General features: G+C 27.4%; 26 protein-coding genes. 10 read left to right on the forward strand and 16 right to left on the reverse strand.

The annotated features are described in order from the left end of the window. The first annotated feature begins 133 nt into the window (after positions 1-133). Both Q0733_RS01650 and murB read left to right on the forward strand, forming a co-directional pair. Positions 134-1,324 (forward strand): pyridoxal phosphate-dependent aminotransferase, encoded by a 1,191-nt coding sequence (locus Q0733_RS01650; protein ID WP_298778141.1) that lies wholly within the window; start codon positions 134-136, stop codon positions 1,322-1,324. Continuing rightward, a complete protein-coding gene (gene murB, locus Q0733_RS01655; RefSeq protein ID WP_298778142.1) occupies positions 1,325-2,335 on the forward strand; it encodes a UDP-N-acetylmuramate dehydrogenase in 1,011 nt (336 codons plus the stop codon). A 242-nt stretch (positions 2,336-2,577) separates the two neighbouring features. On the opposite strand, the gene Q0733_RS01660 is transcribed toward murB, so the two are convergent. From Q0733_RS01660 to Q0733_RS01720, 13 genes are all read right to left on the reverse strand, one after another. Next, positions 2,578-3,282, reverse strand: coding sequence for a DUF2490 domain-containing protein (locus Q0733_RS01660; protein WP_298778145.1), 705 nt, complete (start codon positions 3,280-3,282; stop codon positions 2,578-2,580). Between the two features lie 20 nt (positions 3,283-3,302). Next, positions 3,303-3,902, reverse strand: a complete 600-nt coding sequence (locus tag Q0733_RS01665; RefSeq protein ID WP_298778148.1) for a DUF4956 domain-containing protein — start codon at positions 3,900-3,902, stop codon at positions 3,303-3,305. Positions 3,903-3,904: 2 nt separating this feature from the next. Further along, complete coding sequence (locus tag Q0733_RS01670) at positions 3,905-4,654, reverse strand: polyphosphate polymerase domain-containing protein (RefSeq protein WP_298778150.1); 750 nt, start codon at positions 4,652-4,654, stop codon at positions 3,905-3,907. Positions 4,655-4,796: 142 nt separating this feature from the next. Further along, on the reverse strand, positions 4,797-5,492 hold the full coding sequence (locus Q0733_RS01675) for an SCO family protein (RefSeq protein ID WP_298778152.1): 696 nt from the start codon (positions 5,490-5,492) through the stop codon (positions 4,797-4,799). Further along, complete coding sequence (locus tag Q0733_RS01680; RefSeq protein WP_298778154.1) at positions 5,461-6,084, reverse strand: hypothetical protein; 624 nt, start codon at positions 6,082-6,084, stop codon at positions 5,461-5,463. The genes Q0733_RS01675 and Q0733_RS01680 overlap by 32 nt, the downstream gene beginning before the upstream one ends. Before the next feature lie 11 nt (positions 6,085-6,095). Then, positions 6,096-6,881: a YHYH protein gene (locus Q0733_RS01685; protein WP_298778156.1), complete on the reverse strand. Its 786-nt coding sequence runs from the start codon at positions 6,879-6,881 to the stop codon at positions 6,096-6,098. Positions 6,882-6,944: 63 nt separating this feature from the next. Beyond that, entirely contained in the window at positions 6,945-8,342 is a 1,398-nt protein-coding gene (locus Q0733_RS01690; RefSeq protein WP_298778158.1) for a CotH kinase family protein, read from the reverse strand. Positions 8,343-8,367: 25 nt separating this feature from the next. Beyond that, positions 8,368-8,640, reverse strand: a complete 273-nt coding sequence (locus tag Q0733_RS01695) for an EF-hand domain-containing protein (protein ID WP_298778160.1) — start codon at positions 8,638-8,640, stop codon at positions 8,368-8,370. 442 nt (positions 8,641-9,082) lie between these two features. Continuing rightward, complete coding sequence (locus tag Q0733_RS01700; RefSeq protein WP_298778163.1) at positions 9,083-9,571, reverse strand: hypothetical protein; 489 nt, start codon at positions 9,569-9,571, stop codon at positions 9,083-9,085. A 5-nt stretch (positions 9,572-9,576) separates the two neighbouring features. After that, a complete protein-coding gene (locus Q0733_RS01705; protein ID WP_298778165.1) occupies positions 9,577-9,897 on the reverse strand; it encodes a hypothetical protein in 321 nt (106 codons plus the stop codon). Between the two features lie 71 nt (positions 9,898-9,968). After that, positions 9,969-10,550: an RNA polymerase sigma factor gene (locus Q0733_RS01710; protein ID WP_298778168.1), complete on the reverse strand. Its 582-nt coding sequence runs from the start codon at positions 10,548-10,550 to the stop codon at positions 9,969-9,971. 81 nt (positions 10,551-10,631) lie between these two features. Then, positions 10,632-11,318: an aquaporin Z gene (aqpZ, locus tag Q0733_RS01715; RefSeq protein ID WP_298778170.1), complete on the reverse strand. Its 687-nt coding sequence runs from the start codon at positions 11,316-11,318 to the stop codon at positions 10,632-10,634. A gap of 114 nt (positions 11,319-11,432) precedes the next feature. Next, positions 11,433-12,263 (reverse strand): mechanosensitive ion channel domain-containing protein, encoded by an 831-nt coding sequence (locus tag Q0733_RS01720; RefSeq protein WP_298778172.1) that lies wholly within the window; start codon positions 12,261-12,263, stop codon positions 11,433-11,435. 127 nt (positions 12,264-12,390) lie between these two features. Here Q0733_RS01720 and Q0733_RS01725 point away from each other — a divergent pair, with 127 nt between their 5' ends. From Q0733_RS01725 to lipA, 5 genes are all read left to right on the forward strand, one after another. Then, the gene (locus tag Q0733_RS01725; protein ID WP_298778173.1) at positions 12,391-12,594 is read left to right on the forward strand and encodes a membrane or secreted protein; all 204 of its coding nucleotides are present in this window, start codon (positions 12,391-12,393) and stop codon (positions 12,592-12,594) included. A 13-nt stretch (positions 12,595-12,607) separates the two neighbouring features. Next, entirely contained in the window at positions 12,608-13,705 is a 1,098-nt protein-coding gene (locus tag Q0733_RS01730) for a glycosyltransferase (protein ID WP_298778176.1), read from the forward strand. After that, positions 13,702-14,265 carry a sigma-70 family RNA polymerase sigma factor gene (locus Q0733_RS01735; RefSeq protein ID WP_298778178.1) on the forward strand — a complete coding sequence of 188 codons (564 nt, stop codon included), beginning with the start codon at positions 13,702-13,704 and terminating at the stop codon, positions 14,263-14,265. Before Q0733_RS01730 ends, Q0733_RS01735 begins: the two co-directional genes overlap by 4 nt. Positions 14,266-14,267: 2 nt before the next feature. Then, positions 14,268-15,494 (forward strand): Nramp family divalent metal transporter, encoded by a 1,227-nt coding sequence (locus Q0733_RS01740; RefSeq protein ID WP_298778181.1) that lies wholly within the window; start codon positions 14,268-14,270, stop codon positions 15,492-15,494. A 97-nt stretch (positions 15,495-15,591) separates the two neighbouring features. Next, on the forward strand, positions 15,592-16,461 hold the full coding sequence (lipA, locus tag Q0733_RS01745; RefSeq protein ID WP_298778182.1) for a lipoyl synthase: 870 nt from the start codon (positions 15,592-15,594) through the stop codon (positions 16,459-16,461). A 1,062-nt stretch (positions 16,462-17,523) separates the two neighbouring features. Here the strand turns inward: lipA and Q0733_RS01750 are convergent. Further along, a complete protein-coding gene (locus Q0733_RS01750; protein WP_298778184.1) occupies positions 17,524-18,759 on the reverse strand; it encodes an FtsX-like permease family protein in 1,236 nt (411 codons plus the stop codon). A 4-nt stretch (positions 18,760-18,763) separates the two neighbouring features. Here Q0733_RS01750 and Q0733_RS01755 point away from each other — a divergent pair, with 4 nt between their 5' ends. Beyond that, positions 18,764-20,035: a DUF1343 domain-containing protein gene (locus Q0733_RS01755; protein WP_298778186.1), complete on the forward strand. Its 1,272-nt coding sequence runs from the start codon at positions 18,764-18,766 to the stop codon at positions 20,033-20,035. A gap of 1 nt (position 20,036) precedes the next feature. On the opposite strand, the gene Q0733_RS01760 is transcribed toward Q0733_RS01755, so the two are convergent. Next, positions 20,037-20,561, reverse strand: a complete 525-nt coding sequence (locus tag Q0733_RS01760) for a YkgJ family cysteine cluster protein (RefSeq protein ID WP_298778189.1) — start codon at positions 20,559-20,561, stop codon at positions 20,037-20,039. A gap of 76 nt (positions 20,562-20,637) precedes the next feature. On the opposite strand from Q0733_RS01760, the gene argS reads away from it, so the two are divergent. After that, the gene (argS, locus tag Q0733_RS01765; protein ID WP_298778192.1) at positions 20,638-22,413 is read left to right on the forward strand and encodes an arginine--tRNA ligase; all 1,776 of its coding nucleotides are present in this window, start codon (positions 20,638-20,640) and stop codon (positions 22,411-22,413) included. 50 nt (positions 22,414-22,463) lie between these two features. Further along, positions 22,464-23,852, forward strand: coding sequence for a dihydrolipoyl dehydrogenase (lpdA, locus tag Q0733_RS01770; RefSeq protein WP_298778194.1), 1,389 nt, complete (start codon positions 22,464-22,466; stop codon positions 23,850-23,852). Positions 23,853-23,936: 84 nt separating this feature from the next. Here the strand turns inward: lpdA and Q0733_RS01775 are convergent, their stop codons facing one another. Continuing rightward, on the reverse strand, positions 23,937-25,853 hold the full coding sequence (locus Q0733_RS01775; protein ID WP_298778197.1) for a DUF349 domain-containing protein: 1,917 nt from the start codon (positions 25,851-25,853) through the stop codon (positions 23,937-23,939). Between the last annotated feature and the right edge of the window lie 5 nt (positions 25,854-25,858).

A 25,858-nucleotide genomic window follows, 5' to 3' on the forward strand; every position in this document is an offset into this window, starting at 1 on the left:
AAAGTAAGATACAAACTTTAAGATGTTCTTTTATTTTTTTTAGCAAAAGTTTAACCTTTTAAAGATTCCAAAATAGAAGTGAGAAATAAAATATATTTCGCAAATTTGCATACACATTAAATCAAAAAATATTATGCCTTTAATATCTAAAAAAGGAATTCAAATGCCAGAATCTCCTATCAGGAAATTGGTACCATTTGCAGAAGATGCTAAAAAAAGAGGTGTTAATGTTTTTCATTTAAATATTGGGCAACCAGATATTAAAACACCACAAATTGCTTTAGACGCAGTAAAAAACAACACAATTAAAACATTATCTTACGCTCGTTCTGAAGGTTCTGAAGAATACAGAATAAAATTGGCAAACTACTATAGAAACAAAAGTATGCATGTTTCTGCAAATAATATAATTGCAACAACTGGCGGGTCTGAAGCTTTGCTTTTTACAATTGGAAGTATTACAGATCCTGGTGATGAAATAATTATACCAGAGCCTTTTTATGCAAATTATAACGGTTTTTCAACAGCATCTGGGGTAACTGTAGTTCCTGTAATTTCTAAAATTGAAGATAATTTTGAGCTTCCGAAAATTGAAGAGTTTGAAAAACTAATTACAAAAAAAACAAAAGCAATTTTAATTTGTAATCCAGGAAATCCTACAGGATATTTATATTCAAAAGAAGAAATAGAAAAGCTAAAACAAATTGTTTTAAAGCATGATTTATTTTTAATTGCTGATGAAGTTTACAGAGAATTCACTTATGATGGTTTAGAACATCATTCAATAATGTCTTTTGATGGCTTAGAGGAAAACGCTATAATTATTGATTCTGTATCAAAAAGATACAGTATGTGTGGAGCTAGAATTGGTTGCATCGTTTCTAAAAATAATACTTTTATTAAAACTGCTATAAAATTTGCACAAGCAAGACTAAGTCCACCAACATATGCATTACTAGCAAGTGAAGCTGCTTTAGACACCCCGCAAAGCTATTTTGATGAAGTTATTGATGAATATGTAGAAAGAAGAGATACTTTGATTAACGAGTTGCAAAAAATTGAGGGTATAAAAGTTGCCAAACCAAAAGGAGCTTTTTACTGTATTGCTGAGTTACCCGTTAATGATTCTGATGATTTTGCTCAATGGTTGTTGGAAAAATTTAACCATAATAATGAAACTGTTATGGTTGCACCTGCAAGTGGATTTTATTCTACTCCAGGAGAAGGTAAAAATCAAGTTAGAATTGCTTATGTATTGAACAAAAAGAATTTAATTAAATCTGTAGAAATTTTAGCAGAAGCCTTAAAAAAATATAAAAATTAGTTGAAAATTTCACAAAACATATCGCTTAAAAATTATAATACTTTTGGTATAAATGTAACTGCAAAACGTTTTATTTCTATTGATTCTGTTTATGAATTACAACAACTTTTAAAAGTTGAAAAAGATATTTTTTTAATTTCTGGTGGAAGTAATATGTTACTAACAAAAGATATTGAAAATTTAGTAGTACATATTAATATCAAAGGAATTTCTATTGATAAAGAAAACAATAACGATGTTTATTTAACCGTAAATGCTGGTGAAAATTGGCACGAATTTGTACTTTGGTGTGTAGAAAACAATTATGGCGGAATTGAAAATCTATCATTGATTCCTGGCAATGTTGGTACATGTCCAATACAAAACATTGGCGCTTACGGAATTGAAGTAAAAGACACAATTACAAAAGTAGAAGCGATAGAAATTAAGACTGGAAAATTGGTTCAATTTTCTAATCAAGAATGTGATTTTGGTTACCGAAACTCAATTTTTAAGAATGATAAAAAAGGAAAATATATTATTTGTTCTGTAAGCTTTCATTTAACAAAATCAAACCATAATTTAAATAGTTCTTATGGTGCAATCGAAACAGAATTAGCTTCCAATAAAATTACAAATCCTACTTTAAAAGATATTTCTGATGCAGTAATTGCTATCAGAAAATCTAAATTACCCGATCCTAAAGAAATTGGAAATAGTGGTAGTTTTTTTAAAAACCCAGTAATTTCAAGAACTCAGTTTTTAAAACTTCAAAAAAAACACCCTAATATTCCAAGTTATATAGTTTCAAGTACTGAAACTAAAGTACCTGCTGGATGGTTAATAGAACAAGCTGGATTTAAAGGGAAACGATTTGGAGAATATGGCGTTCATGAAAAACAGGCTTTAGTTCTTGTAAATTATGGTAAAGCTACAGGAAAAGAAATTTATGAGTTAGCTAAAAAAATTCAAGACACAATCTTTAAAAAATTTGAAATTCCTTTAGAAATAGAGGTAAATATTATTCAATAAAAAAGACTTCAAACCTAAGTAAGAAGTCCTTTCATCGAATTAACCCAATTCAATTTTAATCTTTAGATGTTTTAAAAAATAAAAACTTGCGGTAAAAGTTTATTTATTTTAATAATTTTAAAATTTCTTAAAAAAAGAAGTCCTGTATATAAATATACAAGACTTCCTAAAACTTAAAATAATTATCCCAACAATTATTTTATCTTTAGATGTATTAAAAAATAAAAACTTGCGGTAAAAGTTTATTTATTTTTAAAACGATATATATATTTTAATCCTACTATATTTTTAGTGTCAGGTAAATCAACATTTAACTCTTTTTCTATTCTGTAAAAAGCACCTATTTTTCCAAAATCTTTTAAATTATAATCAGTTCCAAGAGTTAATCTATATTTATTAAATCCATTATCTTTTCCTTCTTGAAACCTATTAAAAATTTCTGCAGAAAACTTTGGATCTAATTTCCAATTATTAATATCATATTCTATTGAGGTTTTAAAACGAAGGTTTTGATTCACAAAATCACCTTCAGCATAAGAAACTCCTATTTCATTTTTATTTTGATAACGCAGCCTATATCCTAATTTAAAATTTTTAATTTGGTGTTTATAGCTTGCATCAATATTAAACCTAAAGTAATTATCATACCCTTGTACATTACCTGTATTATCATTTTCGCTAATATAACGTAGACCTGCTCCAATTTTAAAACCTTTAAATAATTTATAAGCACCACTTAACTCTGTAAAGTATTCATCAACAACAGAAATATTTTCTTTGAAACGTAATTGCCCTGCAAAACCAAAACTTAACTTATTGTTTAATTTATAATCTACACCAACTGTATTCCAAGAAGCCCAATCTGTATCTCCTTCTGTTTGAGCATAATTTATTGTGGTAAAAAGTACTAAAATTACAAGTAATATTTTTTTGATTGTATTTTTCATAATGTTTGTTATTAGGTATATTATTTATTGTAATAATAGATAGTAAGAACTGCGGTATCTCTTAAAAAATCTATATTACCAATTTTAATATTATTTATTACTAAACCTGTTCTTTCTTCTAAATCTTCTTTTAATAAGTTATAATTTTGAGGTTTTATATTGTCTACATTTTCATAAACAATTTCTTTTGAAATTTCATGTTTTAAATGCCATACTTTTTCAATAATAGCTATAGATAATACAATTATACTATTTGCTATTATTATTTCTGTTAAACTCATTTTTCTGTTAGCTAAAGAGTTCATTACAGATACACCTATTACAACAAATAAATAGGTCATTTCTTTAATATTTATAGCATCGGTTCTATATCTAATAATACCAAAAATTGCAAAAAGACCAAGTGCCATACCAATATCTAACTCAAACTTTTTAAGGGTAAAACATAAGAAAAAAACAATAAAACTAATCATGTAAAAAGTAAAAAGATAATCTTTACGTTTTGTTTTTGAGTAATACAGCCATCTTATAATTAGTGTTAAAAAGGTTAGGTTTATTAAAAAACGAAATGACATTTTATAAAAGTCGTCATCAAAAAGTGGTATGTTTAAAAATTCCATAATTATGCTATTGTTTTATTTATTCTTATTAATTTTTTCTTGAAAATATTATATTTTAAATCTTTGTAAAGACTAATCATACCAATACAATATTTACTAATACTGTAAGGGTGTTGTTTAATTGATTTTAAAGCTTTTACTATTTTAGATTTTCTATTAAAGCGTTCTTGTTTTACCTCTACAACTACTAGGTTTTCATAGCTTTTTTTAATTTCATTTATTTTGTATGTTAAATTTAAATCTATTGTTACTCTTTCTTTGTTTTTTAAATTTACCAGTGTAATTCTATTAAAACCATTCCATAAACTTGGCTCTAAATCATATTGTGTATTTGTAGTATTTAAAATAAATTCTTTTGAAGATTTTGATAAATCTATTTCAAAATCATTTACAGGAATTCTTGTTTTATTCGTTTCTCCTTTACCATTTTTTTGTTTAATCTCTAAAAAACATAAATCAGATTCTATATATTTTCTTTGCCTTATTTTTGTTCTATTATTTTTTCCGTTATGATGATCATTGTAAAATTTATTTTCTGAAGTATCAAAATATAATGATGAATAACTCATGATTCTGTCAGTATTAATTTCTAATACATTATAATCATTTTTAATATTCTTTAGAATTAAGTTCAGTTCACTTTTGTTAATTACAAATTTTGTATCCGTCCTTTTCATTAACGCAACACTATTCATTTCTTTTAAAGAAATAGGTAAAAAATCTTTAATTAATATTTGAATATCATTTAACATTTTATATAAATTTGTTTTAACTTCTTTATTTTTTTAGATCATTATATTCTATAAAACTTATGATTAAAGCTTTAAATAGAAGAAAAAAACGCCTTATCTTTTTACAGATAAAGCATTTTATTTGTAATAACCCCCACAATTATTACAATTCTTTTTGTAGAGATTTTATATCTGTTATTAACTGAGCTATAGAAGCTCGGTTTAACCCATTATAAATACCTCTTATATGTTTTTTCTTATCTATTAATAAAAAGTTTTCTGTGTGTAAAAAATCATCAATACTTTTTTCTTCTCCTAAATCATTTTCAACAAAATAATAATCTCTTCCTAAATTATAAATTTGTTTTTTATCTCCTGTTACTAAATGCCATTTTTTATCAATAACACCATTATTTTCAGCATAATTTTTAAGAACTTCAACATTATCAACAGAAGGCATTACAGAATGTGATAGCAACAAAATTTCTGAATCATTTTTAAATTCTTCTTGAATTTTAAACATATTACTTGTCATTTTTGGACAAATACCTTTACATGTTGCAAAAAAGAAATCTGTAATAAATATTTTATTTTCAAATGTTTTTTCTGAAATAGAATCTCCTAATTGATTTATTAAATTAAAATCTGGAATTTTATGAAACTTTTTTTCTTCTTTAGAACCAGGTTTTAGCCAGTTAGGAGTAAAAGTTTCATCTTTATAATAAGGTAAATACTCTACCCTACTAGTTTCAGCTATTTTAATATTTTCTTTTTTAATTTGTTTTTTACAACTAAAAGTAATTACAAATAAAAAAAAGAATAAAATTCTATATATTTTTTTTCCTAATAATAACTTCATCTTCAAGTTTAAAACATGAGTTTGCTCTTCTCATACCAAAAATACGTCCATTTTTAGCCTCATAATTAACATATAATTTTCCGTTTGCTAACCAAGCTTTTTGAAAACCTTGTTCTTTACCATCAACAAGATTTCTTAACTTAGATAATTGCCCATCTGAAAACCATTTCTTTTGTACTCCTTGTATTACGCCATTCTCATAAAAAGATTGACTGGCTAAAGTGCCATTTTCCCACCAAGTTTTATACTCGCTATTTAAACGGTTATTTTTATAATAAGATTCTACTTGAAGTTTTCCATTTTTAGTCCAACGCTTAGCAATACCTTCTCTTCTACCATTATAAAAACCCCATTTTTCTTCTAAAACACCATTTGAGTAATATTTTAAAGAATAACCATTAAAAGGTTTTCCTTTATAATACCACTTACCTTTATTACTATTAAGAACCAATGCTTTTTTTAGTACCTCAACATCATCAACAACTATAAACCTATCTTCTACAACTATCTTACCTATAGTATTTTTAGATATGTTTTTTTTACAACCAGTTATTGAAAAAGTAATAAATATTAAAAGAAAAATTGCTCTCATTGTTTAATATTTTAGTATCCTTGAAATGGCCCAGCAAAAAGTACAATCGCAGGTTGGTATGCATAATTGGCAGCTGGGTATTCTTCATTAATAATATGGTAATGATAAATTTCTTCACTTTCATATTGTGTTGTAGAAGTATGCCCTCCAGAAGCATCTAAATCTGTTGGAGTATCTCCGGTTGAGTTACATTTTCTTCCATAAAGAAAAACACCATCCATTAATATACCCACCAAACTTTCATCATCGCTAGTAATAGGTGTAGGTTCTAAGTGATAATGATATACACCTGGACCTTTATGAGCTCCAGCCCAATCTAAACTACCAGCTGCACTATCTAGATCTCCGCTTCCTTCTTGGTCATTAAAAATAGCTGCTCCACTAACGGCTATCCCTATTGTATTTAACTCTGTTGCAACAGCAGCACCTGTTAAGTTGGGTGTCGAGTCAACTATAAAACTAGACGCTTCACCTGTACCTCCACCAATATATGTATTCTGAGTTGTTTTTGTAACACCTTCGCTAGTTTCATCAATATAAAGAGGGTTATCAGTTTCCCAGTAAATTGATGTATGATTTGGATAGCCTGTTGTTTCAATTAAAATTTCAGTTCCGTCATCAGATAAAGTTACAGTAACTGCATCTGAAAACTGGTCAAAAGCACTACTTAATTCTGTAATACCCTCCTCTGTTTCAACTTCAACTTCTGTTTCAATTTCATCATCTGAACTACAAGAAACAATACCAAAAAATAAGATTGATAAAAAAAATATGCTCTTAAAAAATTGATTTTTCATAATGTTGATTTGTTTTAATTATTAATGTATTGTTTAGATACTAGATCTAAAAAACTTGCGGTTTTAGTCTAAATAACTTTCTACAGCGTTTTTTCTAGAAGTAACGTGTGCGTTTAATTCGCTAATTGCAGATTGAAAGTCTAAAGTATTATCTAAAAAAGTATAGCCAGATAATTCTGAAGTAGCATAAGATTCTATTAAAGAAGCGTAACTTGTATATAACGATTGAATTGTAGTTTCATTAAATGCGCCATCAATTACTTCTTGAACATACGTGTCATACTTTTCTTTATACACTTCATCTTGATAAAGGTAACCGATTAATGGCCATTCAGAAGCGTTTAATCCTGAAAAATCTAAATTATAAGAACCTCCTTGTTTACCTGTTTGTAAAGCTTCATTATTATCCCAAGGAATCCAAGTTAGTTTACTCGTGTCTGGATTATTGTATAAAAAATAATTATGCGTCATTCTTCCATAAGTATCCCAATTTTGAATAACTGTATTTACTGCTAAATACTTTAAAAATACATCTGTATCAAAAACTGTTTCTAAATTTGCTCTCCAAGTTGCAGCATCTGTTGTTCTTGTAGCATCATGAATTATAGATAACAGATTAGAAACGTCTGTAAAATCCGCCTCATCTTCGTTTGTTTTTTTAACATACTCATCTTCATCAAAAGTGCTGATAGCAAAGGAAGCAGCATCTCCATCTGGTTTGTATAAATTACCATCATCACTTGAAAATTGAGTTTCTATAACAGTATCATCCACTTCTTCAACTAAAGTGTACAACCCAAAATATATTGGCCCATTTCCATAATCTACATATAAAGTATAAAAAGCTGCATGAGAAGATGCTAAACCTGCGTTTCTAAAAACATCTGTAGCTACTTTTTCTCTTAAAAAGGATTTATCATCAAAATTATTTTTAAGGCTAAATTTTTTAAATCCATAAAAACGTTGATTATCTATTTGAGGGTATTCGTCTTCATATTCATCAAAATCCATCTTAAAAGATAATTTTAAATTTCCTTCAGCCCAAGTTCTTGCTAAACTAGAATTTCCTTTAAATCGTAAACCAACTCTATACCATTGTTTTCCTTCATAAAAAACTTCTCCAGGTACAAATATAGGATCATCATCATCATCAGAGAAACTCCCATTTCCATTCCCGAAAGTTCCGTATAAAGATGTCATGTCATCTAACATATTTTGCCAACGCTCTTCAGTTATCACAAAATCTAATCTTTTTACAGTATTGTCTTCAAATACTTCATCAAAATCAGGTTCTGCATCCTTACTGTGTGTATCTGTTGTCCAATCTGTAGCTGTAAAATCTGTATCATCGATAACAACTACTTCTTCCTCTTCTACTGTTTCTGTACTATCATCTTTTGAACATGAAAATAATGATAGAGAAACAAGTAAAAAAAATAATATTTTTTTTAAATAATTCATAAAAGTTAATTTTAATTGATTTTTTTTAGTTTTCTCTTCTTTTTGGTTTAGGAGCATTTTTTAATTCTTTTTGAGAAATAAATCCATCTTCGTTGGTATCAATCTCATTAAAATCTTTTTTTAATGGCCCTTTTGCTTCTTTAAAAGAAATTTTTCCATCTTTATTTGTATCTAAATCTTTTAATATTTGTTTTACAGACGGTGGCCCATCAGGGCGCTTATTATCATTATTTTCTTGTCCCAACACCACAATTGATGTTAAAACTGTAAAACTGATTGTTAATATTGATTTTATCATTTTTTATTCTTTTTAACTGTTATATATTTTGATGTAGTTAATTTAAATAACCTCTGCATGTTAACTTTACGTTAACATAAAAAAGCCTTGTAAAAAAATGACAGGACTATCAGAAACTTTCCTTCAAAACTTCCTTATAATTTTATTCATTTTTTATTTTCCTCAAATAATATAGGGTTTTCTGTATGGTTAGGTAAATCTGTTGTTTTAAAAAAATATTGTAACCCAATTTACAATACCAAATATTACCTCCAAACTATAAAACCTTATAAAACCAGCCTAATTCTGTAACAGCCTTTTCTTCTATCAAAGAAAATTACAAGACGTCATTAAAAAAAATTGATGATTTTGTAATATTTAATTCTGTATGTAATTAAATAAATCAACCTTGTTTTTTTATTTAGACCCTTTAAATTATAAATAGTTTATTTTTTTTTTAAAATTATCTTGGAGGTGGTGGCATACCTCTTTCTCTATGTGGATGATTTTTTTGGCCATGCCTTGGAGGCCCATGTTTACCTCCCTTTAAAGCTTGTTTTATTATAAGATCAAACTTTACTTGTTGCTCTTTTGTGCAAATTTTTCTTATTGAACTAAAAAAACGAAATATTTCTAAATCTTTTTTAGCTTCTAATGCTCCAATAATTTTACTTATAGAGTCTAAGTTTTTAGAAGTATTTGAAAAAGAACTAAAAAGTAAATCTCTTTGTTTTCTAATATCATCATCTAAGCCCATCATTGTCTCTTTATGAGGTTGATCTAAATATCTAAACTTAACATTTTGATCATCAGAAAAATTAAGTTCTTTAGTAATAAATTTTCTATGTGAAACTTTAGTTTTTATACGTGATTTATTAATCAACATAAAAATTAAAACACCATTTAATAAAACTAAAACAACTAATAATATTGGAAGTAATTTTGATTTCATATTTGTTATTTTAAAAGAGAATCATTTTTAGATCGTAAAGAGTATTCTTGTGCAAAAATATCTAAATCAGAAGTAGATGTGTTTTCAGTGATAGAAAATGCATAAAAAATAGCTCCAATATTTAACAATAAAACAATACTTAGTGTTGCTAACTGAAAATTAGGTGTAAACCAACTAAATTTAATCGGTTTTACCACTTCAATATCAGTATTTATTTTTTGTAAAACTTTATGTTTGAAAAAATGATTTACTTTAACTTTTTCGATTTTATCTAATACATTAAAAGTATCATCAACCTGATTATTAATATGTTGTTTATTTTCCATTTTACTTTATTCTAAAATAACTGATAATTATTAAGATGCTATTAATTATAAAAACTTGTACATTTTTTTCATTAATAATTTTCTTTTTTATAAAATTTTTCTAATTTTTTCTGTAATCCTTTTTTTGCTCTGAACATAACAGATTCTACTGATGCTAAACTTTTACCTGTAATTTCAACTATTTCCTGATAACTTTTACCGTCAATTTTAGCCAATGTAAAAATTACCCTTTGTGTTTCAGGTAAAGTATTAATTGCCTTAAAAATAGTTGCTGCTTTTTCTTTATTCTCTAATAAAATTCCTGGATGAGAAAACTCTGTAAAATAACTTGTTTTATCAATAGGTATTTCATTTCCAAAAATAGTTTGCATAAAAGCAGAACGTTTTTTAGTATTTTTTTTTCTAATAAACTCTAAACATTTATTGGTTGTAATTTTATAAATCCAAGTGGATAATTTAGAGTCTCCTTTAAATTTAGAAATTGATTTATAAACCTCTAAAAAAACTTCTTGTGCAATATCTTCTGCATCTTCTTTATTAGGAACAAAAGAAATACAAGTACTAAAAACTTTTTGCTGATAAGCATCTAAAAGCTTAGCAAAAGAATTTTGATTTCCTTTAATTAATTGTTCAATAAATTGTTGTTCTTCCAAAGTTTTATAAAAAAGTAAACATACAAAAAAACCAGATATTCATAAACGAATATCTGGTTTTCAATTTCATTTTAAATAAAACTACTCCTTATCAAACAAAACTTTATATATTAAACCTGCAACAATTGCACCAGCTATTGGAGCCACCCAAAACAACCAAGATTGCGTTAAATAACTACCACCAGCAAATATAGCCTGACTCATAGAACGAGCTGGATTAACAGATGTATTAGTTATAGGAATACTAATTAAATGAATTAAAGTTAAACCCAAACCTATTGCTATTGGTGCAAAACCTTTTGGGGCTCTTTCATTTGTGCTTCCTAAAATAATTAACAAGAAAAACATAGTTAATAAAAACTCAGCAACAAAAGCTGACTGCATGCTATATCCATCAGGAGACAACTCTGCATAACCATTAGCAGCAAAACTACCTATAGTTTCAAAACCAGATTTTCCAGAAAAAATAAGATATAAGGCTGATGCAGCTAAAATTGCACCAACTAGTTGAGAAACAATGTAAGGTATTAATTCTTTAGCAGAAAACTTACCTCCAGCCCATAGACCAAATGAAACTGCTGGGTTAAAATGCCCACCAGAAATATGACCTACAGCATAAGCCATTGTTAAAACTGTTAAACCAAAAGCAAGAGAAACCCCTACAAAACCAATTCCTAATTCAGGGTAACCAGCAGCAAAAATTGCACTACCACAACCACCAAAAACAAGCCAAAATGTTCCGAAAAGTTCGGCAAAGTATTTTTTCATAATATCAATATTTAATTAATAATTTTTTTCTAAAGTTACTGTTTTTATTTTTTAAATAAAAAATGCAGCTAATTTTGAAAATTTGCTGCATTTACTATAAAATTAAATTTATTATTATTTTATCATCGTAACAACCCTTTGTGGTAAAGGTGCTTCGTAATTTGCAGCACCTAAAGCTTCAACAATTTTTTGTCTAGTATCCCAATAAACATCCCAATAATTTTCACAGTTAGCATATGGCATTGCTAATAGCTCTACTCCATTTGCCCCTAAATTATTAACAGCAACTCTTGGTAAAAAACCTTCTTTACTTAACACATTTTTATCACTTGATAATACATCTGAAACAATTTGCTTTGCTTTAGCTATATCTGCACCATATCTAATACCAAAAGGCATATCGATACGTAAATTTCCAATCTTTGTTAAATTTGTAATCTTATTTGCTGTAACAGCTGAATTAGGTATAATTTCTGTTTCATTTTGAAAAGTTTCTATAACAGTTACAAAAACAGATATCTCTTTTACAAAACCAAAAGCATCATTGGTTTTAATTAAATCTCCAACTTTAAAAGGTCTAAATATCAACAACATAACTCCTGAAGCAATATGCCCCAAAGAACCATTAAATGCTGCTCCAATTGCTAAACCAACCCCTGCTAGCAAGGCTGCAAAAGAAGCCATCGGAAAACCTACAATACCTGCTATAGAAATAATTAATAATAATTTTAATATAAACCCTAGAGCAGTTAATAAAAATGGTTGTAAAGTTTCATCTATACTTCTTTTTTCGAAAATTTTAGAAATTGCATTCATCAATATTCTTATCACCCAAAGACCAATAATAAGTGCAGCTATTGCTCCAATTAATTGTAATCCCCAATTTCCTAATCCTGATGAAATTGTATTGTAAAAACTCTTTAACGCTTCTGTAATTGTATCCATATTTATTTTTTTTAATTAGTTGTTTTTTTGACACTAAAAAAAACAATAAGTCACCAATAAATATTTTTTATAAGAATAATTAACATCAGAATTAGAATATGTATATTTGTATTATAATTTATTTACAATGAAATTATTTCTTCTTACTTTAGGTTTATTATCACTTGCAGTTGCAGGAATTGCTATAAAAATTTGGGTAAAAAAAGATGGTAAATTTGCAGGTACTTGTGCTAGTCAAAACCCAATGTTAAATAAAGATGGAGACGCTTGCGGTTTTTGCGGAAAAACCCCTGATCAGTTTGACAACTGTGCTGAACCACAACATAATTAACATCTTATTTTAAATGATTTTACTTGTATTTTTCTACGCTTTTGTAGTTTTTACATGGATTCAAATCATTTATTATTTGATCTTTTCTTCCATTTTTAAGAAAAATAACACAACAAAAAAAACACTTAACAACAATCCTATTTCTATTATTATTTTTGCAAAAAATAATGGGGAAAACCTGGAGAGATTTATTCCTTTTATAATAAATCAAGACTATCCAAAATTTGAAGTTATTTTAATTAATAATGCTTCAAATGATAATACAGATGAAATTGTAGCTTCTTTAAAAGAAAAATATTCCAAAATTAGAATTATTGATGTTGAAAATAATGAGGCCTTTTGGGGAAGTAAAAAATATGCTTTGACTTTAGGAATAAAAGTTGCAAAACACGACCTTTTACTTTTTACTGAAGCTAATTGCAAACCCGTTTCAAAAAGTTGGATTAAGGAAATGAATAATCATTTTACACAAAAGAAAAGCATAGTTATTGGTTATCATAAATTTAAAAAAGAAAATTCGCTTTTAAATATATTGGCTAGATACAAGAACTTACTTACTTCTATTAAATATTTAAGTGCTATAAAAATGGGATTTCCATATAAGGCAGCAAAACAAAATTTTGGTTATGAAAAATCTGAGTTTTTTAATGTAAATGGTTTTATAAATCATATAAATTTAAAAGATGGCGAAGATGATTTATTTATACAAGATGCAGCAAAAAAAGAAAATACTACTTTTTGTATAAGTAAAAATAGTTTTACTGAATCTAAATCTCCAAGCACTTTTATAAACTGGTTTCAACAAATTAAAATAGATAATAGTACTCAAAAACATTATAAATTTGGTCATCAATTTTATTTAAAAATTTTCTTATTTACAAAATCTTTCACTTACATATTATCAACTGTATTATTTTTCTTTTATCCTTGGAAAATAATTTTAGCAATTTTATCAATATATTTTATTGTTCAATTTTTAGTGATTGGCTTTTTAACAAAAAAACTAAATGAACCACAAGTTACTTTCTTCTTACCAATCTTAGAAATTGGTTTACTTATTTTTCATTTTAGTATATTTATCACTAATTTGATTTCAAAACGAAATAATTGAAAATAGACAATAAAAATATTGAATTGTATATATTAGAAGCTAAAACAGGAAGTCAATCTGCTTTTCGCTTTCTATTAAATACTTTTTGGGCTGATGTTTATAATTTTCAATTAAAACGTACAAAAAGCGAAAATGATGCTGAAGATATTACCATTCAAACCTTTTCTAAAGCATTTGATAAAATACATAGTTTTGATGAAAACTACATATTTAAAACATGGTTGATTACCATATCTAAAAATGTTCATATTGATATTCTTCGTAAAAAAAAGATATCAATTACTACAGAAACCACCAATGAACAAGAGAGTAAAGTATATTTAGTTGTGGATGATAACCCAACTCCGGAAGATAAAATTATTAGACAACAAAATTTAGAAAAATTATTAAGAGACATCAAAAAATTAAAGCCTAAATATAAAGAAATCATACATCTACGTTATTTTCAAGAGTTGAGTTACAAAGAAATTTCTGAACATATTAACGAACCAATGAATAACGTAAAAGTAAAGTTATTACGAGCAAAAAAATTATTGGCAGAGATTATTAAGGAATCTTAAAAATGAACAAAAAAACAATATTACAATCTTTAGGACCTGGCTTATTATTTGCTGGAGCTGCTATTGGAGTTTCGCATTTAGTACAATCTACAAGAGCGGGTGCTGAATTTGGTTTTGGTTTATTATGGGCTTTATTATTAGTTAATCTTTTTAAATATCCTTTTTTTCAATTTGGACCAAGATATGCAGCTGCAACCGGAGAAACTCTATTAGATGGTTATCAAAAATTAGGTAAAGGGGTTTTAGTAGCCTATTTTATTTTAAATTTTGCAACTATGTTTACTATTCAAGCAGCTGTAACAGTAGTTACTGCTGGCTTGGCATCACAACTATTTGGCATTACTAATGATTTGGTTTTGTGGTCATCCATTTTAATGCTTATAAGTTTAATTATTCTATTACTTGGTAAATATAAATTGCTAGACAATTTAATGAAATACATTATCGCTATATTAACTACAAGTACAATTGTAGCTGTTAGTGTTGCATTATTTAGCACAAAAGATGCCTTTGATGTTACTCAAATATTACCATCCGGAACTGTAGAAATCACTTTTTTAATTGCTTTTTTAGGCTGGATGCCTGCTCCTTTAGATGTTTCTATTTGGCACTCTATTTGGAGTATCGAAAAAAATAAAAATAGTTTTCAAAAATTAAACCCTAAAGATGCCATTTTCGACTTTAACATTGGCTACATAAGCACTTTATTTTTAGGAATTTGCTTTGTTCTTTTAGGAGCTTTAGTAATGTATAAATCTGGAGAAAACTTCTCTAATAAAGGAGGTGTTTTTGCATCACAATTAATTAAACTATATACTAAAAACCTTGGTGATTTTTCATATATATTTATTGCCATTGCTGCTTTTACCACTATGTTTAGTACTACAATTACAACCTTAGATGCTTCACCAAGAGCTATGGCAAAAACTACAAATTTGCTATTTGCTAAACAAACAAAACTAAATTATTGGTTTTGGATTATTTTTCTTTTTGTTGGTACTTTTATAATTCTAAAATTCTTTTTAGCTAATATGGGACTTTTGGTTAAAATTGCAACCATTTTATCGTTTATAACAGCTCCATTCTATGCCATTTTAAATTATATTTTAATCACAGGAACAAACACACCAAAAGAACATCAACCAAAACTATTTTTAAAGACTTTAAGTATTATTGGAATTCTATTTCTAGTGGGGTTTAGTATTTGGTATATATTTATTATATTTTAATTGGTTTTTTCATTAAAAAACCAATAAAATTCTTCTTATTCTAAACAATATTATTTCTTATTTTTCTTTGTAAATTTGCAATTCAATTTATATGAATATGGCAACAGAATCTGTAATACTTCCTGAAAGAGTAAAAAAACCTAAATGGCTTCGTGTTAAATTACCTGTAGGTAAAAAATATACTGAACTTAGAGGATTAGTAGATAAATATAAATTGAATACAATTTGTACTAGTGGAAGTTGCCCTAATATGGGAGAATGTTGGGGAGAAGGAACTGCTACATTTATGATACTTGGAAACACTTGTACACGTTCTTGTGGGTTTTGTGGTGTAAAAACTGGTAGACCCGATACTGTAGAATGGGATGAGCCTGAGAAAGTTGCACGTTCAATTAAAATAATGGGGATTAAACATGCGGTTATAACATCAGTAGATAGAGATGATTTAAAAGATGGAGGATCCATTATTTGGGCAGAAACTGTTGATGCAATTAGAAGAGCAAACCCAACAACAACTTTAGAAACTTTAATTCCAGATTTTCAAGGAGATAGAAAACTAATTGACAGGATTATTGAAGTACACCCAGAAGTAGTGTCTCATAATATGGAAACAGTTAGAAGATTAACTCGTGAAGTAAGGATACAAGCAAAATACGATAGAAGCTTAGGTGTTTTAAAGTATTTAAAAGAACAAGGAATGCGTACCAAATCTGGTATAATGCTTGGCTTAGGAGAAACTGAAGAGGAAGTAATACAAACCATGAAAGATGTAAGAAATGTTGGTTTAGATGTAATTACAATTGGTCAATACCTTCAACCTTCAAAAAAACATTTACCTGTAAAAGAATTTATTACTCCTGAGCAATTTAAAAAATATGAAAATTTAGGTTTAGAGATGGGTTTTATGTATGTAGAAAGTGGTGCTTTAGTGCGTTCTTCTTACAAAGCGCATAAACATGCACAATAATTGTTAAATATTTACAAAAATAAAATTCAAATATTTTTTGGCACAAAAATTGTTTATTAATAATTAAGAGACTTTGTAAACCTCTTTTTGTAAATTATTTGAATTAGTTGATAAAAAAACCATCTCATTTGAGATGGTTTTATATTTTATAGTGCCCTATAGTGTTATAAAAAAATCGTTTTAAAACTAATTTAAAACGATTTTTTAATTCAAAATATACAAATTCCCCAGTTTATATAACATTTTGTTTAATTTCTTTTAACACTACAAATTAACAAGTTTTTTATTTTTACAACTTAGAATAAAAGTTGAAATGCATTTTAAAATAGATGAATGTAAGTTATTGTTAGTTAATCTTGTTCTTTCTATAAATAATTGGAAGAAAATTTTTTATAAAAATTAGAACAAAAGAAAAGCGTTTAAAATTTCTTTTAAACGCTTTGAATAAAATTTATAAATCCCCCAACTCATAAATTAATTACTGCAAATATAGAACTTTTATAAACTTTAAAAAACACATCTGTCGATAAAATTATATTTAATTTCGACGAATAACAAGTTACTTGCGTTTGTTTACATTTTAACAAAAAAATAAAAAGCTGTTAAAGATTAATCTCTAACAGCTTTAATATAATGATTTATAAATCCCCCAATCTATAAATCATAATAAAAATAAAAAACAAATAGATTTTTGACAAAAATTTTCGATGAATTACTTCATTTATTCGTTGAACCTTAATGAAAAATAGTTGAAAAAATATAAATATTTAATCTATTAGAAAACACTTATAATATCATAATTTATATAATTGGCAGCTCCTTATTTCTTAATCAACAAAAACAGCTTTACATTCTTTAATAATCAATTTAAAAATAAATTTTAATTTTACTGTTTATTTAACAATCGAAATGGCTTTCTCATAATTTCTTTAATACCTTTATCAGCTTTAAATGATAAAACAGAATCATGAATCTATCAAACAAAACTACTTCTGTATTTTCATAGGTAACTTCTGTAATATTTCCACCTAGTTTTAAATCTTAATAAGATAAAAAAATTAATTAAGCAAATTTAATAGACTTTGAAGGATTAATTTTTGTGATGATATATGAAGGGATAATCAACATTAAAAAGCACAAAACTAATGTACCTATATTTAATAATAAAATAGCTGTAAAAGAAATATAAACAGGCATTATCGACACATAATAAGTTTCTGGGTTTAAAGTAATTATTTTAAAAAAATATTGAATCCCAATAATTGACAAACCAATAATATTACCCCAAAAAAGACCTTTTAAAATCAGGTAAGACGCATTGTATAAAAACACTTTTCTAATACTAGCATTAGTACTTCCTAGAGCTTTTAAAATCCCAATCATTTGTACTCTTTCTAATATTAAAACAAGTAATGCTGTAATCATATTTATACCAGCAACCACTATCATGATAATAATAATAAACCAAACATTATTATCAAAAAGTTTAATCCAATCAAATACATTTGGGTAACTATCAACAATAGTTTTCTTATTCAAGGTCAATCCTATTTCACTATAAATCTCTCTTCCTTTTTCTTCTATACTGTCAAAATCATCTAGTAAAACTTCAAAACCTCCAACTTCATTTTCTGTCCATTTATTTAATTTCTGAACTTCTCTAATATCACCAATCATCATACTATTGTCAAATTCAGCCAAACCTGTATTATAAATACCTACAATTACATACTTTTTATTAGAAGGTAATTTACTCTCTGTAGTTTTTATAAAAGTTGCTAAAATGGTGTCATTTAATTTTAACTGTAATCGGTTTACAATTGTTTGAGATAATAATACATCTCTAACTCTTTGTTGATTAAAATCTGGTATAGTACCTTCAACCAAATAATCTTTAAAAAAGCCCCAATCATAATCTGTAGAAACCCCTTTAAAAACAATACCTTCAAAACTATTTTCTGTTCTTAAAATGCCTGCTTTATTAGCAAAAACTTGCACATTTTTAATACCATCTATATCATTAAACTTTGGATAAAAATCTTGCTCTTTTTTTACTGGTGTTGTAGAAACATCCGAATTATTAAAATCGTAGTTAACAATCTGAATATGACCTTTAAAACCAGCCATTTTATCTCGAATTTTATATTGCAAACCAGCCGCAGTTGCAACAGAAATCAACATAATTATAATACCTAACGCAATTGCAGTGATTGCAATTTTTATTATTGGTGATGAAATGCTATTTTTATACTTTTTGCCAGCAATAATACGTTTTGCAATAAATAACTCGTAATTCAAATTGATGAAATATTTTATACCTTTCAAAAGTACATATTTATTCTTATTTTTATTAATGAATTTTCATCTGATTTCATGCGCTCAAAAGTCGAAAATTCAGAATTCAAAAGTGAATACTCCCAAAAAAAATGAACGTTTAAAAATTACACCAGGAGCAGATAGAACCGATAAATATCTAAAATTTTTAAAAGGGAAAAATGTAGCTATAGTTGCCAACCAAACTTCTGTTTTGTCAGTTTTTAAAAGTGTAGATGTAGCTGATAATCATATAGATTCTAAAAACGCTACACAGCATTTAGTTGATTTTTTACATGATTATAATGATATTTCTGTAAAAAAAGTTTTTTCACCTGAACATGGTTTTCGAGGAAAAGCAGATGCAGGTGCTCTTGTAGAAGATGGTGTAGATTCAAAAACTGGGCTACCCATTTTATCACTTCATGGAAAAAACAAAAAACCAACAGCCAAACAATTAGAAAATATTGATGTTGTTGTTTTTGATATTCAAGATGTTGGGGTTCGTTTTTACACCTACATTTCAACTTTACATTATGTTATGGAAGCTTGTGCAGAAGCTGGAATTCCTGTAATTATTTTAGACAGACCAAACCCAAATGCCCATTATATTGATGGCCCTGTTTTAGAGCCAAAACATTCTAGCTTTTTGGGTAAACATCCAGTTCCTGTAGTTTATGGAATGACTATCGGCGAATACGGACAAATGATTAATGGCGAAAAATGGTTGAAAAACGATGTCAAATGCGATTTAAAAGTGATTTCTTTAGAAAATTACGATCATCAATCTAAATATAGTTTATCCATAAAACCATCACCAAATTTACCCAATGATAAAAGTATAAACCTATATCCTAGTTTAGGCTTTTTTGAAGGAACAACTATAAATGCTGGACGTGGAACTGAATTTCAGTTTCAAAGATATGGAGCGCCAGATTTTAAAAAAACTAACTTCTCTTACACTCCAAAAGCCAACGAAGGCGCAAAATACCCAAAACATAAAGGAAAAATGTGCAACGGAATTGATTTAAGTACAACTAAATATTTATCAAAAATTAACGTAACCTTTTTAATTGATGCTTATAAAAGAACATCTAAAAAGGAAACATTTTTTGGAAAAACGTTTACAATTCATGCAGGTACAAAAAAACTACAAAAACAAATTGAACAAGGCTCATCTGCAGAAGAAATTAGAGAAACTTGGAAAAAAGGTTTAGAAGATTTTCATGTAATCAGAAAAAAATATTTGATATATAAATAAACTATCTTCTGGTTTTCTTCTCATTATATTTATAAGGAACTTTCTTTTTTAATGCCTCAACAATATTGTATGTTGCCGGACAAACAAATGTGTTATTAACAGTTAACTCAGTAATTTGTATAAATTTTTTACGGTTTGTATGCGGATATTCTGAGCAAGCTTTTGGTCTTACATCATAAATAAAACAAGTATTGTCAGATTCATCAAAAAAAGAACATGGTGCTGTTTTTAATACCATAAAATCATCCTGATCTCTTTCTAAATAAGTATCTACAAAATCAGCAGCTTTCATTTTTAAATGCTTAGAAATACGCTCAATATCTTTAGCTATAAAAATAGGACTTGTAGTTTTACAGCAATTTCCACAATCTAAACAATCTGTTTTTGCAAATTCTTTTTCATGCAAATCTTGCATAATATAATCTAAGTTTTTAGGAGTTCTTTTTCTTAAATTTACAAAATATTTTAAGTTTTCTTTTTTAGCTTCTTCAGCTAATTTTGGTAGTTGTTCCAAACGTTTTTCCATGTCTGAAAATTACAATTAATTCTACAAAATTTACACTAAATTTTCGTAAATTTGCAGCTTAATTTTTTAAGCGCAAATGAATATTCAAAACCTCATAGAGATCAAAGTAAAAGAAGCTTTTTTAGCTTTGTACCAAATTGAAATTCCAACTATAGAATTCCAAGCAACTCGTAAAGAGTTTGAAGGTGATATTACTGTAGTTGTTTTTCCTATGTTGCGTTATAAAAAAGGGAATCCTGTTCAAATTGGTGAAGACTTAGGGAAATATATTGTTGAAAATGTTGTTGAAATTACAAAGTACAATGTTGTAAAAGGTTTTTTAAACTTAGTTGTTAATGATATTTTTTACCTTAATTTCTTTAACTCAATTTATTCTGATTCAAATTTTGGTTTTGTTACTACAAAGTCAGATGAAAAGGCAGTGATGATTGAATATTCTTCTCCAAATACAAACAAACCTTTACATTTAGGACATGTCCGTAATAATTTATTAGGTTTTTCAGTTTCTGAGATTATAAAAGCAGCTGGTAAAAAAGTTTATAAAACCCAAATTATAAACGATAGAGGAATTCATATTTGTAAATCGATGTTAGCATGGCAAAAATTTGGCAACAACGAAACTCCAGAATCTTCTGGTTTAAAAGGAGATAAATTGGTTGGAAATTACTATGTAAAATTTGACCAAGAATATAAAAAAGAAATTTCGAAATTAATTTCTGAAGGAAAAACAGAAGAAGAAGCCAAAAAAGAAGCACCTCTTCTACTTGAAGCACAACAAATGCTTTTAAAATGGGAATCTGGAGATGAACAAGTTATTTCTCTTTGGAAAACTATGAATTCTTGGGTTTATAGTGGTTTTGATATTACCTACAAAAATATGGGTGTTAATTTTGACACTCTTTATTATGAAAGCGATACCTATTTATTGGGAAAAGATGTTGTTGAGCAGGGTATAGAAAAAGGTGTTTTTTACAAAAAAGAAGACGGATCTGTTTGGATAGACTTAACAGATGAAGGCTTAGATGAAAAAATTGTTTTACGTTCAGACGGAACAGCAGTTTACATGACACAAGATATTGGAACTGCTATACAACGTGTAAAAGATTTTGAAGATGTTGGCGGCATGGTTTATACGGTTGGTAATGAGCAAGATTATCATTTTCAAGTGTTGTTTTTAATTCTTAAAAAACTAGGTTTTGATTGGGCAAAACAATTACATCATTTAAGTTACGGAATGGTAGATTTACCTTCTGGAAAAATGAAATCTAGAGAAGGAACTGTTGTAGATGCTGATGATTTAATGGCTGAAATGACTTCTACTGCAAAAGAAATTTCAGAAGAACTTGGTAAATTAGATGGTTATTCTAATCAAGAAAAAGAAGAATTACACAAAACAATTGGATTAGGCGCTTTAAAGTATTTTATCTTAAAAGTAGACCCTAAAAAAAGAATTTTATTTGACCCAAAATCCTCTGTAGATTTTCAAGGCAACACAGGTCCTTTTATTCAATATACATATGCTAGAATTAAATCTATAATTAGAAAGGCAAATTTTGATTACTCAAACCCTGTTTCTATAGATTTACACGAAAAAGAAAAAGAGTTATTAAAACAACTAGAATTATTTCCTGAAACTGTACAACAAGCTGCAGCTAATTTTTCGCCGGCAGTTATTGCAAATTACACATACGATTTGGTAAAAGAATTTAATTCCTTTTATCAAAATGTATCAATATTAGGAGAAGAAAATCAAGATAAAAAAACATTTAGAGTTCAACTAGCTAAAAAAGTTGCTGATACAATAAAACTTTCATTTTCATTGTTAGGAATTCAAGTTCCAGAGAGAATGTAAAAAAATAAAATATTAAATTTGCTTAACAAACAACTATAAAAAGTACTATTATGAAATACGACATCATTATTATCGGAAGTGGACCAGGAGGATATGTAACAGGAATTAGAGCATCACAATTAGGCTTTAAAGTTGCAATCGTTGAAAAAGAAAACTTAGGTGGTATTTGCTTAAATTGGGGATGTATACCTACAAAAGCATTATTAAAATCTGCACAGGTTTATGATTATTTAAAACATGTTGATGAATATGGTTTAAAAGCAGAAGCAATTGATAAAGATTTTGATGCAGTTATTAAACGTAGTCGTGGTGTTGCTGATGGAATGAGCAAAGGTGTTGCTTTTTTAATGAAGAAAAACAAAATCGATATTATTGATGGTTTTGGAAAAATAAAAACTGGTAAAAAAGTTGATGTTACTGCTGCAGACGGAACTGTAACAGAATATAGTGCAGATAATATAATTATAGCAACAGGTGCTCGTTCTCGTGAGTTACCAAACTTACCTCAAGACGGTAAAAAAGTAATTGGTTATAGACAAGCTATGAGTTTACCAAATCAACCAAAATCTATGATAGTTGTTGGTTCTGGAGCAATTGGTGTTGAGTTTGCTCATTTCTATAATTCTATGGGAACAGATGTAACAATTGTAGAATACATGCCAAATTTAGTACCAGTTGAAGATATTGATGTTTCAAAACAATTTGAACGTTCAATTAAAAAAGCAGGAATTAAAGTGATGACAAATTCATCTGTAGAATCTGTTAACACTTCTGGTGATGGGGTTGTAGCAACTGTAAAAACTAAAAAAGGAGAACAAACTTTAGAAGCTGATATTTTATTATCTGCTGTTGGAATTAAATCTAATATTGAAAACATTGGTTTAGAAGATGTTGGAATTATTGTTGATAGAGATAAAATTTTAGTAAATGATTTTTATCAAACTAACATTCCAGGTTATTATGCAATCGGTGATGTTGTACCTGGACAAGCTTTAGCACACGTTGCCTCTGCAGAAGGAATTACTTGTGTAGAAAAATTAGCTGGTTTACATACAGAACCAATAGATTATGGTAATGTTCCTGGTTGTACATATGCTACTCCAGAGATCGCATCAGTTGGTTTAACTGAAGCAAAAGCAAAAGAAGCTGGATATGAATTAAAAGTTGGTAAGTTTCCTTTCTCTGCCTCAGGAAAAGCAAAAGCTGCTGGAACACCTGATGGATTTGTAAAAGTTATTTTTGATGCAAAATATGGTGAGTGGTTAGGTTGCCATATGATTGGTGCTGGAGTTACAGATATGATTGCTGAAGCTGTATTAGGTAGAAAACTTGAAACAACAGGTCATGAAGTACTAAAAACAATACACCCACATCCAACAATGAGTGAGGCTGTAATGGAAGCAGTAGCTGATGCTTATGATGAAGTAATTCACTTGTAAAATATAAAAGTTTTTTTTAACTTTTTTGAATAAAAAAAACTCGAAGCAGAAGCTTCGAGTTTTTTATTAACTTATATTTTTATTTTAGAAATCTAGTTTTTTAATATAACTTAATTTTTCTTTCCAAATTAATAGGTCTTCTTTATACTCTTCTACCCTATTTTTCACATTAATTACTAAAGGATTATCATCAGTCGCATTTGAAAAGAAACCTAAATTATTTTCTAACTGCTGAATTTCTTTTACAATTTCATCAATCTTTTTTCTAATAAAAAATTGTTCAGACTCTAACTTTCTTGCATCCTTATCCTCAGCATAACCATCAACAACATTCATAAACTTTAACATTGAAATTTCATTTTTATCCAATGATAATGTGTCTAATATTTTATCTACCTGCTTATTAAATTTACCATCTAAATGACGTGCATTTCTAGGCAATCTTCCTAAGTTTTTCCACTTATTAATTACTTCTAAAACAGCTTCTTTACTAGAATTCTCTTCAACTTTTAATTCTTCTAAAAATTGTTTTTTTGCATTTACTATTTCTTGCTGCTCTATACTAACAGCATTTTTTTGTTCATTAAGTTTATCAAAATAATGATTACAGGCTCCTTTAAAACGTTTCCAAATGTCATCAGAAAATTTACGAGGAACATGACCTATTTCTTTCCAATCAGATTGAATTTTTTTCATGGTACTTGTTGCCAATTCCCAATCTTTACTATCCTTTAATGATTCTGCAATTTCAATTAATTTATTTTTCTTCTCTAAGTTTTCTTGCTGAATCTTTTTTTCTTGTTTGTAAAAAATATTTTTAGAGGCATTAAATTTCTTTGTAGCGTTTTTAAATTTTTGCCAAACTTCTTCACTTTTAGAATAAGGTAATTTTCCAGAACTAAAATATTGCTGTCTTAAATTATCTATTATTTTAATGCTATTCTGCCAATCTTTATGTGTACGATTCTTAGAAGTATCAAATTCATCAATTTGCTTAATAATTTGATGCTTTTCATCTATAACTTCCTGAAATTTAGAACGTAATTCTTTGTAGTGCTCATGTCTTTTATTATGAACCTTTCTAGTTACATCTTTAAATTTTTGCCAAACCTCTTCTCTCATTTCACGAGAAACAGGGCCAATTTCTTCTTTCCAAATTTTGTGTAAATCTTGTAATTCTTTTGAAGCATAATTAATATCTGGCTCATCAATTAAAGCTTCAGCTCTTAAAATAATTTTTAGTTTTTCATCTAAATTATGTTTAAAATCTAAATCTCTAAAATCGTTACTTAAATGTAATAAATCATAAAAACGCTCTACATGATGATGATAAATTTTCCAGGTATCATTATAACGAGTTTTAGAAACAGGGCCAATTGTTCTCCAAGAATCTTGTATTTCTTTGAAGTTTTTATACATAGTAGTACTATCTGCCTCTTCAATTAGTTTTTTTAAATTTTCAATTACAACTAATCTTTTTTGCAAATTTTCATTTAATTTATTCTCTAACTCTTTATAATAAGCATCTCTACTCTTTTTATAATCAGACAATAAACTATTATACTCAGATTTAATTGGACTAGAAAAATGAAAATCTATTGAATTACCACCTTCAGCTAGAAAAACTTCTTTTTTCTCATTAATTAAAGCACCAAACTTTACATTAAATGCATTTTTAATTGCATCAACTTGAGCTTTAATTTTTTGAACTGGATTATTTGCTATTGTATTTTTAAGTTCCTTTGCTAACTCTTCTAAACTAAATTTAGAATAATCTATAACTTCTTTTTCCTCTTCATTAAACTCTTCTTTTTCAGCATTTTCAGCAACAGAATTTTCAATTTCAATTAAAACTTCATCATTTTCATCTGATTCTTCTTTATTTGAAACCTTTATTTGCTCCAAATTTTCAATTAAATCTTGATTTTCTGAAATATAATTAATTTCTTCAGTTGTAATTACATCCTTATTTTTTAAGGCTTCATCATTATTTTCTAACATATTTA

Origin of the sequence: uncultured Polaribacter sp. (assembly GCF_947500975.1) — a bacterium.
Taxonomy (GTDB): domain Bacteria; phylum Bacteroidota; class Bacteroidia; order Flavobacteriales; family Flavobacteriaceae; genus Polaribacter.